This window comes from Nitrosomonas sp. PY1 (assembly GCF_022836435.1).
GTDB lineage: Bacteria > Pseudomonadota > Gammaproteobacteria > Burkholderiales > Nitrosomonadaceae > Nitrosomonas.
The window spans coordinates 1,901,101-1,916,856 of record NZ_BQXC01000001.1; the positions used below are offsets into that span (position 1 = coordinate 1,901,101).

General features: G+C 42.9%; 16 protein-coding genes and 1 tRNA gene. All 17 read right to left on the reverse strand.

Annotation, left to right across the window (positions count from 1 at the left end):
- Positions 1-11: 11 nt before the first annotated feature.
- The 17 genes from nuoG to W03_RS08805 all read right to left on the reverse strand — a co-directional run bounded on the left by nuoG (position 12) and on the right by W03_RS08805 (position 15,734).
- Positions 12-2,429, reverse strand: coding sequence for an NADH-quinone oxidoreductase subunit NuoG (gene nuoG, locus W03_RS08725; protein ID WP_244072596.1), 2,418 nt, complete (start codon positions 2,427-2,429; stop codon positions 12-14).
- 48 nt (positions 2,430-2,477) lie between these two features.
- Positions 2,478-3,731: an NADH-quinone oxidoreductase subunit NuoF gene (gene nuoF, locus W03_RS08730; RefSeq protein WP_375792733.1), complete on the reverse strand. Its 1,254-nt coding sequence runs from the start codon at positions 3,729-3,731 to the stop codon at positions 2,478-2,480.
- Positions 3,732-3,750: 19 nt separating this feature from the next.
- The gene (gene nuoE / locus W03_RS08735) at positions 3,751-4,230 is read right to left on the reverse strand and encodes an NADH-quinone oxidoreductase subunit NuoE (protein ID WP_244072598.1); all 480 of its coding nucleotides are present in this window, start codon (positions 4,228-4,230) and stop codon (positions 3,751-3,753) included.
- 2 nt (positions 4,231-4,232) lie between these two features.
- Entirely contained in the window at positions 4,233-5,486 is a 1,254-nt protein-coding gene (locus W03_RS08740; protein WP_244072599.1) for an NADH-quinone oxidoreductase subunit D, read from the reverse strand.
- 53 nt (positions 5,487-5,539) lie between these two features.
- The gene (locus tag W03_RS08745; protein WP_244072600.1) at positions 5,540-6,163 is read right to left on the reverse strand and encodes an NADH-quinone oxidoreductase subunit C; all 624 of its coding nucleotides are present in this window, start codon (positions 6,161-6,163) and stop codon (positions 5,540-5,542) included.
- An 8-nt stretch (positions 6,164-6,171) separates the two neighbouring features.
- Complete coding sequence (locus tag W03_RS08750) at positions 6,172-6,648, reverse strand: NADH-quinone oxidoreductase subunit B family protein (protein ID WP_244072601.1); 477 nt, start codon at positions 6,646-6,648, stop codon at positions 6,172-6,174.
- A gap of 4 nt (positions 6,649-6,652) precedes the next feature.
- Positions 6,653-7,009: an NADH-quinone oxidoreductase subunit A gene (locus tag W03_RS08755; RefSeq protein WP_244072602.1), complete on the reverse strand. Its 357-nt coding sequence runs from the start codon at positions 7,007-7,009 to the stop codon at positions 6,653-6,655.
- Between the two features lie 50 nt (positions 7,010-7,059).
- Positions 7,060-7,144 (reverse strand) — tRNA-Leu (locus W03_RS08760).
- A gap of 77 nt (positions 7,145-7,221) precedes the next feature.
- A complete protein-coding gene (secG, locus tag W03_RS08765) occupies positions 7,222-7,605 on the reverse strand; it encodes a preprotein translocase subunit SecG (RefSeq protein WP_244072603.1) in 384 nt (127 codons plus the stop codon).
- Positions 7,606-7,624: 19 nt separating this feature from the next.
- Positions 7,625-8,383, reverse strand: a complete 759-nt coding sequence (gene tpiA, locus W03_RS08770; RefSeq protein WP_244072604.1) for a triose-phosphate isomerase — start codon at positions 8,381-8,383, stop codon at positions 7,625-7,627.
- A 145-nt stretch (positions 8,384-8,528) separates the two neighbouring features.
- Entirely contained in the window at positions 8,529-9,323 is a 795-nt protein-coding gene (gene pstB / locus W03_RS08775) for a phosphate ABC transporter ATP-binding protein PstB (protein ID WP_244072605.1), read from the reverse strand.
- Between the two features lie 8 nt (positions 9,324-9,331).
- Positions 9,332-10,258 (reverse strand): phosphate ABC transporter permease PstA, encoded by a 927-nt coding sequence (pstA, locus tag W03_RS08780; protein ID WP_244072606.1) that lies wholly within the window; start codon positions 10,256-10,258, stop codon positions 9,332-9,334.
- A gap of 100 nt (positions 10,259-10,358) precedes the next feature.
- Positions 10,359-11,291, reverse strand: coding sequence for a phosphate ABC transporter permease subunit PstC (gene pstC, locus W03_RS08785; protein ID WP_244072607.1), 933 nt, complete (start codon positions 11,289-11,291; stop codon positions 10,359-10,361).
- A 141-nt stretch (positions 11,292-11,432) separates the two neighbouring features.
- A complete protein-coding gene (locus W03_RS08790) occupies positions 11,433-12,137 on the reverse strand; it encodes a NapC/NirT family cytochrome c (RefSeq protein ID WP_244072608.1) in 705 nt (234 codons plus the stop codon).
- A complete protein-coding gene (gene cycA, locus W03_RS08795; RefSeq protein ID WP_244072300.1) occupies positions 12,137-12,859 on the reverse strand; it encodes a cytochrome c-550 CycA in 723 nt (240 codons plus the stop codon). Before cycA ends, W03_RS08790 begins: the two co-directional genes overlap by 1 nt.
- A 119-nt stretch (positions 12,860-12,978) precedes the next feature.
- Positions 12,979-14,007 carry a hydroxylamine oxidation protein HaoB gene (gene haoB, locus W03_RS08800; protein ID WP_244072301.1) on the reverse strand — a complete coding sequence of 343 codons (1,029 nt, stop codon included), beginning with the start codon at positions 14,005-14,007 and terminating at the stop codon, positions 12,979-12,981.
- 5 nt (positions 14,008-14,012) lie between these two features.
- Positions 14,013-15,734, reverse strand: a complete 1,722-nt coding sequence (locus W03_RS08805; RefSeq protein ID WP_309296089.1) for a multiheme c-type cytochrome — start codon at positions 15,732-15,734, stop codon at positions 14,013-14,015.
- Positions 15,735-15,756: the final 22 nt, after the last annotated feature.

Consider the following 15,756-nt stretch of genomic DNA (forward strand, 5'->3'; position numbering starts at 1 on the left):
GCCTATCATCATTACATTTTCTCTACATTGATTGCGCCAAACAAATCACCTAATAACTGAGTATCGGGATGGGCGCAAGCAATACGTACACAATTATTCGGTAATTTATCATCACAATCTGTTTGGAGCTGAATAGTATTCCCGCCTTGCTGTACTTTAACTGTGTTTCCTATAGAAATGCTCAATTTCGACATTAATTCTGAAGACATCCATGCCTTAGGTGGTAAAGCATCATTTGTTTGTTGTAGTGATTCCGCGCGCCTAACAATTGGATCTGCTCGATAAATTGGTACTTCACCAATGCGTTGCAAATTATGTTGATCAGATTCACTTATTTTAAAATTAAAATCTTTCAATACATTATTCAAGTGGATTGTAATATCAAATTCAGGCGGAAATACTTCGGTACGAACCTGTTCCGATGTATCGTAATCAAATTTATCCAATGTCAGTAAATTTGCCAGCACGCGCAAAATTTTCCATGCAGGACGCGCTTCACCAAGTGGCGAAACGACACCATTGAAGCTTTGAATTCGTCCCTCTGTGTTAACAAAAGTACCCGAAGTTTCTGTAAAAGGCGCCATTGGCAATATTACATCAGCATAATCAAGCGCATTACCTTTATACACACTCATCGATACTACAAATTGCGCCTTTTCTACAGTCTCCAATGCTTTTTGTGAATTGTATGCATCAAATTCCGGCTCAATGTTCATCAATAACAATGCGCGACATGGTTCCACCGGAAGATCTGCCGCGAAGCCTAACATTTGCGCTGCATTCAGCCCAGAAGAATTATGCGCCTCGCTATGTTGGGTATTCCTTAGCGCAAACACGTTAGGTATTGCACCTGTCAAATAAGCACCAACACTGTTTGCTGCTTCACCCAATACGCCAAAGTTTGCTCCAGTAACTTTCGCTATCAGACTGGCCAATAAAGTTATCTTTGAATAATCAGGATGATGTTGCGCTAAATTACCTAAATAAACCGATGCTGAAGTAGTATTCTCAGCAAGGCTAGTAGCAATCGCAAAAAAACTTGAATTCGTTTCAACAATCAACGAATCAAGATACTGTTGAATATCATCAGAAACTTGTAATCCACTGATTTGAACTACCATTTTTAATATTTTTGCTAGCGACTCAACAATACCATCGGGTGCAACAATTATTTTATGGCCTAACTTAGTTAATAAATCATCATCAACCGGGTTGATTATACTTAACCGCATGCCATTTTTGACTGCTTGGCGAAAGCGCTGTGCAATTAGCGGATGATCTTTTCTGAGAGTACTGCCAACGACTAACACGGACTTTAAGTGCGACAATTGCGCAATACTATTTCCCAGCCAAGGAGCGCCTTGCAGGTATTTATCACCGCGGAAATCTGATTGACGCGCACGATGATCGACATTATTGCTACCCATCGCTCGAATTAATTTTTGTAACAAATAAAGTTCTTCGCAAGTACTATGAGCTGATCCTATTGCGCCGATGCTCTTTGCACCAAATTCATTTTTTATAGCAAGCAACTTAGTCGCTGTAAATTCTAAGGCTTCTTGCCAATCGCATTCACTCCAATAACCATCACGTTTAATCATTGGTCGAGTTAATCGATCTTCAGAATTTAGGCCTTCATATGAAAAACGGTCTTTATCCGATAACCAGCACTCGTTAATATCTTCATTTTCTCGCGGCAATACACGCATTACCTTATTTTGCTTTACTTGAACAACTAAGTTCGAACCTAATCCACAATGCGGGCTAATAGATTTTCTACGTGACAATTCCCAAGTACGCGCAGAATAACGGAATGGCTTACTGACCAACGCCCCCACTGGACAGAGATCAATCACATTGCCGGATAACTCGGAATCAACTGTTTTTCCAACGAAAGCTAAAATCTCAGAGTGCTCTCCTCGACCAATCATTCCAAGCTCCATAATCCCAGCAATCTCTTGACCGAAACGAACACAGCGTGTGCAGTGAATGCAACGCGTCATATCGGTAGAAATCAACGGTCCCAAATTTTTATTGGTAACTACACGCTTCGATTCTGTATAACGCGACTCACTCGCACCATAACCAACAGCCAAGTCTTGTAATTGACATTCACCGCCTTGGTCACAAATCGGACAATCCAACGGGTGATTAATCAACAAAAATTCCATCACACCTTTTTGTGCCGTTACCGCTTGTTGCGAATGGGTAAAAACTTTCATGCCATCCATTACCGGTGTTGCACAAGCTGGCAATGGTTTAGGTGCTTTCTCAACCTGCACTAGACACATACGGCAATTAGCCGCAATAGATAATTTCTTGTGATAACAGAAATGCGGAATATAAATGCCAATTTGCCTTGCACCATCCATAATGGTGCTACCTTTAGGAACGGATACTTGCTTACCGTCGATTTCTATATTGATCATCAGGCTAAACTTGTTCGGTTGTATTCAAATTCTATGTTTAATAAAAAATCAGACCATGCATTTTTTATGTTCAACGTGGTATATAAATTCATCTCGAAAATGCAGAATCATGGCTCGTACCGGCATAGCGGCTGCATCTCCTAATGCACAAATAGTACGTCCCTGTATGTTATCCGCCAAATTATTGAGTAAATCCATATCTTCTGCACGTCCCTTTCCGTGTTCAATGCGATTTACGATTCGATATAACCATCCTGTACCTTCTCTACATGGTGTACATTGACCGCAGGATTCCTCATAATAAAAATACGATAATCGTTCAAGCGCTCTCACCATACAAGTTGTCTCATCCATGACGATAACAGCTCCGGAACCCAACATTGATCCTGCTTTTGCGATGGAATCATAGTCCATATCGATATTCATCATAATATCTCCCGGCAAAACCGGCGACGAAGAGCCCCCAGGAATACAGCCCTTTAGTTTTCTTCCACCACGCATACCTCCGGCCATTTCTAGCAATTTCACAAAAGATGTACCCAATGGAATTTCATAATTCCCCGGTTTATTAACATGACCCGATATGGAAAAAATCTTAGTACCTCCATTATTGGGCTTTCCTAATTCCAGATATTTTTGTCCTCCATGTCGAATAATCCATGGAACCGAAGCAAATGTCTCTGTATTGTTAATTGTAGTCGGTTTACCAAAAAGACCAAAATTTGCGGGGAAAGGGGGTTTAAAACGTGGTTGCCCTTTTTTACCTTCAATGGATTCCAACAAGGCGGTTTCTTCTCCGCAAATATAAGCACCATACCCATGATGATTATATAGTTGAAAACTAAATGATGAACCCAATATATTATTCCCAAGAAAACCAGCAGCACGAGCCTCATCCACAGCTTCTTCCATACGCTCATAAACAGCCCAAATCTCACCGTGGATATAGTTATAACCCGCTTTGACACCCATTGCATAGGCAGCGATGATCATACCTTCGATCAACAAGTGAGGATTATATCGCATGATATCGCGATCTTTGAATGTTCCTGGCTCACCTTCGTCTGAGTTACAAACAATATATTTATCGCCTTCATACCCCTTCGGCATAAAGCTCCATTTTAAGCCTGTTGGGAAACCCGCTCCGCCACGACCTCGAAGTGCTGATTTTTTAACTTCTTCTATAATCTGCTCAGGGCTAATATTCTCCGACAGTATTTTTCTAAGTGCAGCATAGCCTTCGCGTTTTTCGTAGCTTTTCAGATGCCAGTTATCAGGATCGGAACTATCAACACCATGCATAAGCGTTAGCGGATACTGATTATTCATCGCTCAGATCCTTTAACAATTTATCAATCATCTCATTCGACATGAAACTGCACATCCGCTTATTATTTACCAATAAAACTGGCGCATCACCACATGCACCGAAGCACTCGCCTTCTTTTAAAGTAAATTTCCCATCGGTAGTTGTCTGATTAAATTCAATACCAAGCTTTTTCTTGATATACGCGGCGGATTCATTACTTCCAGATAATGCACATGGCAGATTAGTACAAACCGTAATCTTATATTTACCTACCGGCTCCAGATCGTACATATTATAAAACGTTGCCACTTCATACACTGCGATAGGAGGCATATCCAAATATTCTGCAACGAAATTGATTGTTTCGTTCGCCAACCAACCTTTTTCGTCTTGCGCTATAGCAAGTGCAGACATTACCGCCGATTGCTTTCTATCACTCGGATATTTTGCAATCTCTCGATCTATTTTCTTAAGAGAATCAGCACTTAACATCTTTATCTGTCAATTTCACCAAAAACTATATCCTGTGTACCAATAATTGCAACAACATCGGCGATCATATGCCCCCGGGACATTTCATCCAATGCCGCTAAATGTGCGAATCCTGGAGCACGTATTTTAAGTCGATAAGGCTTATTCGCACCATTCGAAACCATATAAATACCAAACTCACCCTTAGGATGCTCTACCGCCGCATAAACTTCACCCGGCGGAATATGGAAGCCCTCAGTAAACAACTTGAAGTGATGGATCAATTCTTCCATATTCTGTTTCATCTTGACCCGAGATGGCGGCGCCACTTTATGATTATCGACTATTACTGGTCCTGGATTTTTACGTAACCAATCCACACACTGCTTAATAATACGATTAGATTGACGAAATTCCTCGATACGCACCAAATAGCGATCATAGCAATCACCATTGACCCCCACAGGAATATCGAACTCAACTTGATCGTATACTTCGTAAGGTTGTGTTTTTCTCAAATCCCACTCGACCCCAGACCCCCGTAACATTGGTCCAGTAAAACCAAGCGCCTTTGCTCTCTCAGGCGAAACAACGCCAATATCTACCAGCCGTTGCTTCCAAATTCTATTATCTGTAAGCAGGGTTTCATATTCATCTACATAGCCTGGAAAACGATTGGTAAAGTCCTCAATGAAGTCCAGCAAAGTACCTTCTCGATTCGTATTACGCAGCTGCGTTACTTTTTCATTATGAATCTTAGAAGACTGATAACGTGGCATTGTATCCGGTAAATCACGATACACTCCACCAGGGCGATAATACGCTGCGTGCATCCGAGCACCAGAAACAGCTTCATAACAATCCATCAAATCTTCGCGCTCACGAAATGCATAGAGAAACATGGTCATTGCACCCACATCTAATGCATGCGCTCCAATCCACAAAAGATGATTCAGAATTCTTGTAATTTCATCAAACATCACCCGAATATACTGAGCTCGGACAGGCACTTCGATTTCTAATAATTTTTCAATGGCCATGACATATGCATGCTCATTCACCATCATTGAAACATAATCCAATCGATCCATATAAGGCACCGATTGCAGGTAAGTTCTATTTTCCGCTAGCTTCTCGGTCGCCCTATGCAGCAATCCAATATGCGGATCAGCACGACGCACTACCTCACCATCCAACTCAAGCACTAACCGCAAAACCCCATGCGCAGCGGGATGCTGAGGTCCAAAATTCATGGTGTAATTACGTATTTCGGCCATAAATCACTTAAAAGAATTATTATTGATGCACATTAACATTTTTTGAACAAGTGTCAAAACTCTGTATCTCCGTAATGCTCTTCGCGTATTACATGCGGTGTTATTTCACGTGGCTCGATGCTGACGGGTTGATAAACTACCCTCATTTGTTCCGCATCATAACGCATTTCCACATAGCCACTTATTGGAAAATCTTTGCGAAATGGATTCCCAACAAAACCATAATCCGTCAGAATCCGACGCAAATCAGGATGTCCGGTAAAAACAATTCCATAAAGATCGAATGCCTCCCGCTCAAACCAATTTGCAGCGGGCCAAATATCACTAACCGAATCTATTACAGGTAATTCATTATCTTCTGCCAATACTCGAATGCGCAATCTATGATTGAGCTTTACTGACAATAAATGATAGATAGCCGCAAAACGTCGCGCGCGCAAGCCTGTTTTTACTGACAGCTCATCACCATAGGTAAAGTAATCAATTCCACACAAATCGATTAGGGTATCAAAGCCAAAGGAAGGATGATCGCGCAGTGTTTCACATGTACTCAGAAGATTACTGGCCTGAGTGACAATTGTTATTTCATCATGCCGCTTTTGCAAGCTAACCAGTTGGTCAGAAAAAATATTTTTTAAATTATTCTCGAGATCTTCGAGTCGAATACTGATAGACATGCTCTAAGCTAACGCGCAATGGTATTGGTACGATGAATTTTATTTTGCAATTGAATAATACCGTAAAGCAAAGCTTCTGCAGTAGGCGGACATCCTGGAACATATATATCTACCGGCACAATACGATCGCACCCTCGAACCACTGAATATGAATAGTGATAATATCCACCACCATTTGCACAAGATCCCATGGATATCACCCAGCGCGGCTCTGCCATTTGATCGTAAACCTTTCGTAAGGCAGGTGCCATTTTATTGCACAATGTACCTGCTACAATCATGACATCCGATTGCCTCGGGCTTGGCCGAAAAACGATACCAAACCGATCAAGATCATAACGCGCTGCTCCAGTTTGCATCATTTCTACCGCGCAGCACGCCAAACCAAAAGTCATTGGCCACATCGACCCAGTTCTTCCCCAATTAATTACCGAATCTAAACTGGTAGTAATAAAACCTTTATCAAGAGCTCCTTCTATCCCCATAACTTCAATCCCACTCTAATGCGCCTTTTTTCCATTCATAGATAAATCCGACGACTAAAATTCCCAGAAACACCATCATCGCAAGAAAACCAAACAATCCGATTTCATCAAGAACCACCGCCCAAGGAAAAAGAAAGGCAATTTCCAAATCAAATAATATAAATAAAATAGCAATCAGATAATACCGCACATCAAATTTCATACGTGCATCTTCGAATGCTTCGAATCCACATTCATAGGGAGAAAGTTTCTCGCTATCAGGATGGTTTGGCGCCAACAACCAGCCACCAATCATACATCCGGCCCCCACTATGAAACCTATTATCAGAAACAACAATATTGAGAAATAATTATCAAGCATTATTTAGTATGAATACAAAAATCGTAAGAAATTTCATTTATAAAATTATTTGGTGCCGACGGCGAGACTCGAACTCGCACAGCTTTCGCCACCGCCCCCTCAAGACGGCGTGTCTACCAATTCCACCACGTCGGCAGGAAAATCCTGGGGTTTCTATCTTATTCTAGTGCTCAGTTAATTTAAATTTTCTCTAAGTAATATGCATGCAAAACTTAATTTGGTATCTGATCAGCTTTTGAATTACCGGCACCATCAGATGATCCATCGACGTCACCCTGCTTTGCTTTCTTAGTTTCAGCGTTTGATTTTAAATCACTTTCATTCATATCAATAACGCTATCCATAATACTATTATCGCTCTTGGTTTGATTAGCGGAAAGATAGTTTAAGCTCATGCTTGAAATAAAAAATAGTGTCGCAACAATGGCTGTCGAGCGACTTAAGAAATTAGCGGATCCACTTGCTCCAAACAGACTCCCTGCCGATCCACTACCAAAGGCAGCTCCCATATCCGCACCTTTACCATGCTGCAACAAAACCAAAACAATCAATATGATCGCTAGTATTACATGCGCCGCCCAAACCAAAGTTTCCAATGCACTATACTCCTAATAATTATTGACTTGCGGCCCGACAAATCGCCACAAAATCATCAGCAACCAAAGATGCGCCACCGATCAGCCCCCCGTCGATATCTGGCATCATAAATAATTCTTGAGCATTGCTCGCTTTCACGCTTCCACCATATAAAATTAATAATACATCAGCAATCACCGAATTCTGATTCGCAATTATTTTTCTTATGAATGCATGAACATCCTGAGCTTGTTGTGGCGATGCCGTTTTACCAGTACCAATGGCCCATACAGGCTCATACGCAATTACGGCTTGATTAAAAAAATCAATCCCAATGGATTGGATGATCGCATCCAATTGCTCTTTAATAATTTTCTCTGTAATTCCCGCCTCACGCTGTTCATACGTTTCACCAACACACAAAATCGGTGTGATTCCAGCACGCTGCGCTGCTGCACATTTCTCTGCCACAACCTCATTAGTTTCGCCATAAATTGAACGGCGTTCAGAATGACCGACGATCACAAAATCACATGCGAAATCAACAAGCATTCCAGATGAAACTTCACCTGTATATGCACCCTTGTCAAACTGTGACAAGTTTTGTGCTCCCCAGCTTACCGAAGTATTCTGCAGCATAGCCTGCACAGACGGCAAGTAAGGAAAAGGCACACACACGGCAAACTGCGCTTTTTCATGCATGTTAGAAACATTCGTAACAACTGACTCGAGTAATTGCCTATTTTCAAGCAAGTTACCATGCATTTTCCAATTACCAACAACAAGCTTCTTACGCATTTTCAATTTTAATTTTTTTGTTATTTCTCAGAGCCGTCGATCCTACCTAGGATTCACTGTTGAGTCAATCTATCTTATTAACTATTGGATAAGCATTTCACTAAATATTTTCTTTTGCTTCACAAGAAAAATAATTCCAATTACTTTAACCAAATCGCCCAGTAATATAATCCTCTGTCTGCTTATTTTTTGGTTTTATAAAAATTGTATCTGTCACACCAAACTCAATTAATTCCCCCAAATACATGTACGCCGTATAATCCGACACTCTCGCAGCCTGCTGCATGTTGTGCGTCACGATCAATATGGTAACTTTATTCTTCAGATCTGTGATTAGCTCTTCAATACTAGCTGTAGCAATGGGATCAAGCGCAGAAGTTGGCTCGTCAAACAATAAAATTTCTGGCTCTGTTGCCAACGCGCGTGCAATACACAACCTCTGTTGTTGTCCTCCAGAAAGATTAAAGGCTAAATCGTGCTGGCGATCCTTTACTTCTTCCCATAAAGCTGAATTCCGTAATGCCAACTCTACACGCTCATCAAGGATTGCTCGTTGCTTAATTCCTCTGACACGTAATCCATAAGCCACATTTTCATAGATTGATTTAGGAAAAGGATTCGGCTTTTGAAATACCATACTGATACGCATGCGTACCTCAATCGGGTCAACGTTCTGAGCCAAAATATTTACATCGTCAGGATACAGAATAATCTCGCCATCGTAGCGATTACCTGGATATAAGTCGTGCATACGATTAAAACAACGCAGAAACGTTGATTTTCCGCAACCAGAAGGGCCAATTAACGCAGTAATTTTTTTATCATGAAGCACCATATTGATGCTTTTTAATGCGTTAAATGTTCCGTAGTAGAAATTGAGATTCTTTACTTTAGATTTATACGTTATGGTTTCAATTTGTTCTTCTTGAGCAATCTGCATTATTTCTTTTACCACTTTATTGTCTTTCGCATACGGTAGCGTAAATAAATAGCCAATCCGTTCATTGCCAAAGTCATCACCACTAAGACAAGTCCAGCAGCAGCAGCATTGAATTGAAAAGCTTCTTCTGGGCGCGAAACCCAGTTAAACATTTGAATCGGCATTACCGTGAATGGTGCCGTTAACCATTCAAACGATAAAAACGGAAATTCATTTTTTATAGGTGCTGGCGGCAAAAAGGCTATAAATGTCAAGGCACCAATTGTGATTACAGGAGCCGTTTCACCAATTGCGCGTGCCAAACCTATAATAATGCCTGTCAAAATACCCGCCGATGAATAAGGCAATAAATGATCAATTACAGTTTGCCACTTAGTCGCCCCGAGTGCATATGCTCCCTCACGAATCGCTATCGGTATGGCACGTATTGCCTCCCGTGTCGCAACTATGACCACAGGTAATATTAATAGAGCCAAAGCCAAACCAGCTGCCAAAATACTCTGACCAAACCCTAATTGGTATACAAATAATCCTAGAGCTAGTAACCCATAAATAATCGACGGAACTCCAGCCAAATTAGTTACATTAATCTCGATTATTTCAGTTAAAAGGTTTTTCGAAGCGTATTCTTCAAGATATACACCAGCACCGATTCCAAGAGGCACAGCAGAAGCTGCGGTCACAATCATAACCAAAGTCGTTCCAACCCAGGCTGATAAAATCCCAGCCATCTCAGGACGTCGTGATGGAAAGGAGGTAAAGAAATCCCATGATAATCTGGGTGCACCATCTATCAACATATGCGCGAATAGCACAATAAACGTCATGACTGCAATCATCAATGCAAGAACACCTGCAACAGTAAAAGCCAAATCCCACTTTCTATGCTGATCAATGATTCTTCTGATTTCTTTTAAGTTATTAATATCATTCATAGAGATTAGTATTTTCTAGAATAGTGCTTACCTTATCTCATCTCAGAATCTTTCTTATGAGGAAATTCAATCATACTTTGGGTGATTGAGGTCCCTTAATCTAATAAACTTCCCGGTATCTTTTACGCAAAACATGACCAATGATATTAAAAATGAGCGTTAGTATCAGTAAAGTTAATCCCGCAGCAAATATCGTTTGATATCCAATACTACCGTGCGGCAAATCCCCAAGACTCACTTGTACTATATACGCAGTAATTGTGGCTGCTGGTTCCATAGGATTCCAAGTCAAATTTGGCTGCATCCCAGCAGCAATTGCAACAACCATTGTCTCTCCAACTGCACGGGATATTCCCAATATATAAGCAGCTGCGATACCAGAAAATGCTGCCGGCATAACGACACGAATCGCTGTTTGAAAACGTGTCGCCCCCATCGCATATGACCCCTCCCTTAAATTCATAGGCACTGCTCGCATGGCATCCTCCGTCATTGAACTGACATAAGGGATAATCATAATACCCATTACCAATCCCGCGGAAAGCAAGTTAAATCCTGGCAGCTCTGGAAAAATCGCTTGCAGTAACGGAGTTACAAATAACAATGCAAAATAACCATATACTACCGTTGGCACTCCTCCCAATAACTCGAGAAAGGGCTTGGCTACCTCTCTCACGGCAAATGGAGCAAATTCGGAAAGATAGACAGCAATAATTGTCCCTAATGGCAATGCCACCGCTAAGGCTATGAATGAGCTCACCAAGGTGCCAGATACTAAAGGCAAAATTCCATAATGAGCGTCATCAAACAGTGGCGTCCACTGAGTATCTGTTAAGAAGTCCCAAAGCGATACATGCTGAAAAAATACCCAGGATTCCTTCAGCAACATCGCTATGATCGCGAACATAATCGCAATTGAAAGCACTGCAGATAAAAACAAAAGGAATTCTATGAATTTTTCATGTAAATGGCGACGAAAACTAAAACCAAGCTTACTCACCTTGTCAGTTTTATTATGTGGCCACTCCGTCACTTCTAGGAATCCTTTTGTTTTTTGTATTAGCTGTTACTAGATCAAATCTAATTTAAGTTAATTAGTTTTTTATCCATAAGACGAAAATCATAGGCGATTTATTATAAATACAGGTTTATCCTGTAAGGGGAATGCACTAAATTATTCTTCATCATCCTCATCATCGCTGTCGTCGTCAGACGATTCGGCGTCACCAGTACTCGAATCGGATGATTCTTCAGATTCGGACTCTTCTTCCTCATCGTCCTCTTCTTCCTCTCCCTCACTACCTTCTTCCTCTTTCGCCAACACCATCTTGCCCGCAGCTAAACTCGCATTCAAGTCCGTCTTCGCTACCTCTTCATGCACCAAATTCTGATGACAATCTATACACGTCGCACCTTCCGTCTTCAACTTCTTATGCGCTTCCTGTGCGTCCGCTCCAGGTGGATTCGGGTCCCTATGACAATCTCGGCAAGTCACACTGTCCCATTTCTTCAGATTCATCCGCGCATCGTGCGCCATGATCAACCGACGTTCGTTAAATTTCTCTAGCGTCGAGTAATCGTTAACCAACTCCAAGTATAACTCTCTCGCACCATCTACCGCATGCGTATAGAGCGCTAAGTGGAAATTCTTGAATCCTTGCGGTATGTGACAATCCTTACATCCAGGATTTACCCCCAATGCACCATAATGCGTCGAGTCCTTCAACTCCTTCTGCGTGTACGTCATCGAATGACAGCTGGTACAAAACTCTTCCGTCGATAACGCCGCTTCCCCTCCAAATACTACCGCAACCAGTACTATCCCCAACAGTCCTCCTGTCAGGAGCGTACCTATCGCACCTTTCTGTAATCCTGTCATTACTCTTTCCCTTTCTTATCTTTTTTGTCCGCAACCTTTTCCTTAGCATTCGCTTGGAATTCATCGTGGAACTTGAATTTAGGCTCTCCTACAAAAGTCCCGTCCAATTTGTAGTGCTCGTGCATCGCCTTCACGTCTTTCACCATCTTGTCAAAATCAAATGTGTATTTCTTGTCAACTTCCGGTGTAAACGGTGTATACGGCGCTTTCGCTCCTTTCCACGGTGAACCTTCATAGTTCAGATGGCATGCACTACATGCTTCTTCAAACTGAAAGTCTTGTCCTTTATCAGCCAATACCTTACGTTGCATGGTGGTACCCTTGCTTTCAAAGGCTTGCCCACCTTTACGGTGATCTCCACGATAGGACTTGCCCGGTCCATGGCAGGATTCACAGCCAACCGCAGCAAGTGGCTTCTTCGCAGCTTCAATGGTGTATCCACCTTTCTTGCCAAACCCATCTACGTGGCAACCTACACAGTCTTTATCTTGTGTATAGTCTTTCTCCGGATCAAGCTTGGCTTTCACTTTGGCTTCCTTGCGCGCGCCCGGCTTCAGCGATTCCATCGCCTTAGCATGCGCCGTATCTTTCCATGACTTGGCTTGCGATTTGTGGCATGAACTACATTTGGTACGACCTTCAAATGTGTCGGCTAGTACTGTGCCAGTAAAAAATGCGCTCAACGCTAGTACAACAAAACCATATATCACTGTGTGCTTCATCTTTCCTCCTTGTTGTGCCTGTCTTATTCTATTTTTCTATTTGCCACTACGCCGTGTATTGTACGCTATCGTCAGATTGTGTAAATATTTTGTCGCGACCTCAATTGCCTTTTAGCGCTTTACGGTATCTTGTAAACCCAATAACCACCTTGCTGGTAGGCCACTGGCGCAATGTCTTGCTCAGTCGGCGCCGTTTTGTCCACAAACGGCAATAGCCTCGCTATCAGTGTCTCACTACTCATTTCATCACTTAAAAAGAATACGCGAATTTCATCGTCCGCTAACGATTGGAGTGTATAGGTGTGGAAATCGTTTTCTTTCAGTTGCACTTTCATGTGATTGATCATGCCGTGCATGTTGCCAGTCAATGGGAAGTTCTTATAGGCAACGCCAATTTTATCCGGGTACATGAGACCCAGCTTGTATAAGTCGGTGACATGAATAACCAGATACGCTTCTCGGTCACGGCCAATCAGTTCGCGTAGTTTCTGAATGCCCTGTTGCGCAGGAAGCGCTAAAGCAGCACTAAACCGCTTGAAATTTTCTTGTTCCTGCGAATCTGTCGTATTACCCCAAAATGCCGCTTCGTAGGCTTGTATGGCCTTACTTTGCTCAAGCCACGGTAACGGCAGTATCAGCGGTTCGTTTAAATGGTCGGTAAACAGCGTGTCTCGGCCCGTTAGAAGTTTGATTTGCCGCGCTGTGTCCCACCAGGATAGTATCAGTGATTCCGGCGCCGCATGTTTGCCAATGACTGTCACTAGCTCCATCAGCTCACTGGGCTTCTTTTCTAAATTATAGAGTACCTCTGCGGTGTTGTTTTTCCAGTCCAGTAATACCGGTGCATCGCTACCCTTTCGAGCAACTATCATTTCCGCAATCGGCTTTTCTACATCGATTGTCTTAACTTGATATCGCTCTAGCTTTAGTTCCGGCCAGTTACTCAGGTCTATTTTCGATATCCGCTTCTTGTCGCCTTGGTCTAAGGGTATCTGTTCATAACTGTAAAAAACTGGCAGCGGTTTAAACCACAGATAAAAAAACCACCCCAGCAAAAGCAAACCTCCCGTCACTAGAATAATCCCCAGTGACGGGAGAAATTTGTCTCCCGACCGCACTGCTTTTCCCGTGCGGTCAGTCGCGTTCACGTCTATCAAACTTGTTCGCTTTGTTTACGTTTACGCCAGCCTACTAAGGCCAATGTGCCCGCTAGCAACATACCGCCTCCCAAACCACCCAGAGAAATCTTCTCGGTCGTGCCGTCTAGGTCTAACAGGCTTCGTTTGCTTGATGATTCAAGATTTTTAACACGTTCTTGCAAGGCAATCATCTCGCGGATACGTGTGTTTGCATCTTGAATTTCAACATACGCACGATTCATCGGTCCCCAGCCTTCTGTGTAAGTCCATCCACCCGGATTCACGTGGGCTAGGCCTACGTGCATCTTAGCCAGATCATTTTCATGCATTTCCAATACCTTCAGTTCCAATGCCGCAGGACTGTTGCCTTTCGACCAGAATAATTGGGCAAAGTATGCATAGCCTTCTTTTTCTGGTGGCGGAGGTGCCGGACGGTTGGTCTTCTGACCCGTCAACAAGCCTTCTTCGTATAGCTTGTGCACAACATCATTGGCTTCTTGGTATTTGGCCAAGCCTTCCAAAGTGCCTTTGTCCATCAACTCAAGGTAAGAACGCGCAAAACGTTCTGAGTGACATTGCGTACAGGTAACAACCCATGAGTCTAAACGAGTCTCTGCCCATTCGCTTTTGATGTTCTCAGCTACACCCGGCACAAATGGATAGTTCGCCCAGCGAATCTTCCTAACCATATTGTGCGTGAACTCACCTTCATATTCCATGTGGCAGTAAGCACAGGTCGGCGCATTTTGCTTGCCTACCGCAAATGCATCTTTCAGTTGAACTTCCCAGTTCCACTTGTCTCCCAGCATCGCTACCATCTTGCCGTGCTTAGACATCGAGTACGCTTCCCAGTTGTTATGGTCTACACCACTATGACAGGTCGCGCAAGCTTCCGGTTTGCGTGATTCAGCCGCTGAAAACTCATGGCGTGTATGGCAAGAATCACATTTGTTTTGATTGGTATGACACATAGAGCAGCCTTCCGCTACTTCACGTTGCGGCATCGCAGCCCATACCGTCGTCTCTACGTTCGCTTTATAGTCCAGCGCATGCGATGGACGTCCATCCGGCCATTGACCGTGCGGCCATATCATCGTGTCTCTTTCCGATTCACGCTCAGCAAATTCTTGTAAGTGACAAACACCACACACGTCTGCCGTCGGCATACGTATGTCTTTGGTATGGTCCGCTTTTTTCTTCGTACCAATGTCCACGTGACAGTCTATACAACCAACTTCCTTCAGCTGCTCGTCTTGTCCCAGTCGCCCCATCGAACGCAAGTTCTTCTCAACATCTTCTAACTTGCCTTTCTTGTAATAGGTCGGGTCTTCCGGTTTCAAATTCCGAATCTTGTCTAAGTTCGAATGACTGCTGCGCTTCCATGCCTGCACCCATACCGGCGATTCGTCCGCATGACATTCCACACATTCCTTGCGGCTCGCTACTTCTTTGTTCGTCGTCGGTGATTTGTAAAATGTCGCCGGATCTAAATAAATCCCATACGGTATCGGCTCCCAATATTGCGCTAGCGTACCCCTGCCAGCACCTTGCTCCGGATCCTTGTAACGCTTCACTAACGCCTCATGCAACTCCTTCGGCGTTACCTTCGCACGGTCTATCTTCAATGCCTCAAATAACTCGTTCGGTACACTCGGCATGCTGTTCGCTTGCACTAACCCAACAAACATACAGCCTAACATTACCACCTGTGCCCTCAGCCATAACTTCATAGCCATCTCCCATCTCCCCCTTTTTAAT

Excerpts from the sequence above, each read along its gene's own strand:
- W03_RS08745 (WP_244072600.1), bottom strand. The coding sequence starts at position 6,163 with ATGTCTATCAGTATTCGACTCGAAGATCTCGAGAATAATTTAAAAAAT.
- W03_RS08755 (WP_244072602.1), bottom strand. The coding sequence starts at position 7,009 with ATGCTTGATAATTATTTCTCAATATTGTTGTTTCTGATAATAGGTTTC.
- tpiA (WP_244072604.1), bottom strand. The coding sequence starts at position 8,383 with ATGCGTAAGAAGCTTGTTGTTGGTAATTGGAAAATGCATGGTAACTTG.
- cycA (WP_244072300.1), bottom strand. The coding sequence starts at position 12,859 with ATGAAGCACACAGTGATATATGGTTTTGTTGTACTAGCGTTGAGCGCA.
- W03_RS08750 (WP_244072601.1), bottom strand. The coding sequence starts at position 6,648 with ATGGGGATAGAAGGAGCTCTTGATAAAGGTTTTATTACTACCAGTTTA.
- W03_RS08790 (WP_244072608.1), bottom strand. The coding sequence starts at position 12,137 with ATGACAGGATTACAGAAAGGTGCGATAGGTACGCTCCTGACAGGAGGA.
- nuoF (WP_375792733.1), bottom strand. The coding sequence starts at position 3,731 with ATGCATGGTGTTGATAGTTCCGATCCTGATAACTGGCATCTGAAAAGC.
- nuoE (WP_244072598.1), bottom strand. The coding sequence starts at position 4,230 with ATGTTAAGTGCTGATTCTCTTAAGAAAATAGATCGAGAGATTGCAAAA.
- pstA (WP_244072606.1), bottom strand. The coding sequence starts at position 10,258 with ATGAATGATATTAATAACTTAAAAGAAATCAGAAGAATCATTGATCAG.
- pstB (WP_244072605.1), bottom strand. The coding sequence starts at position 9,323 with ATGCAGATTGCTCAAGAAGAACAAATTGAAACCATAACGTATAAATCT.
- W03_RS08805 (WP_309296089.1), bottom strand. The coding sequence starts at position 15,734 with ATGGCTATGAAGTTATGGCTGAGGGCACAGGTGGTAATGTTAGGCTGT.
- nuoG (WP_244072596.1), bottom strand. The coding sequence starts at position 2,429 with ATGATCAATATAGAAATCGACGGTAAGCAAGTATCCGTTCCTAAAGGT.
- W03_RS08740 (WP_244072599.1), bottom strand. The coding sequence starts at position 5,486 with ATGGCCGAAATACGTAATTACACCATGAATTTTGGACCTCAGCATCCC.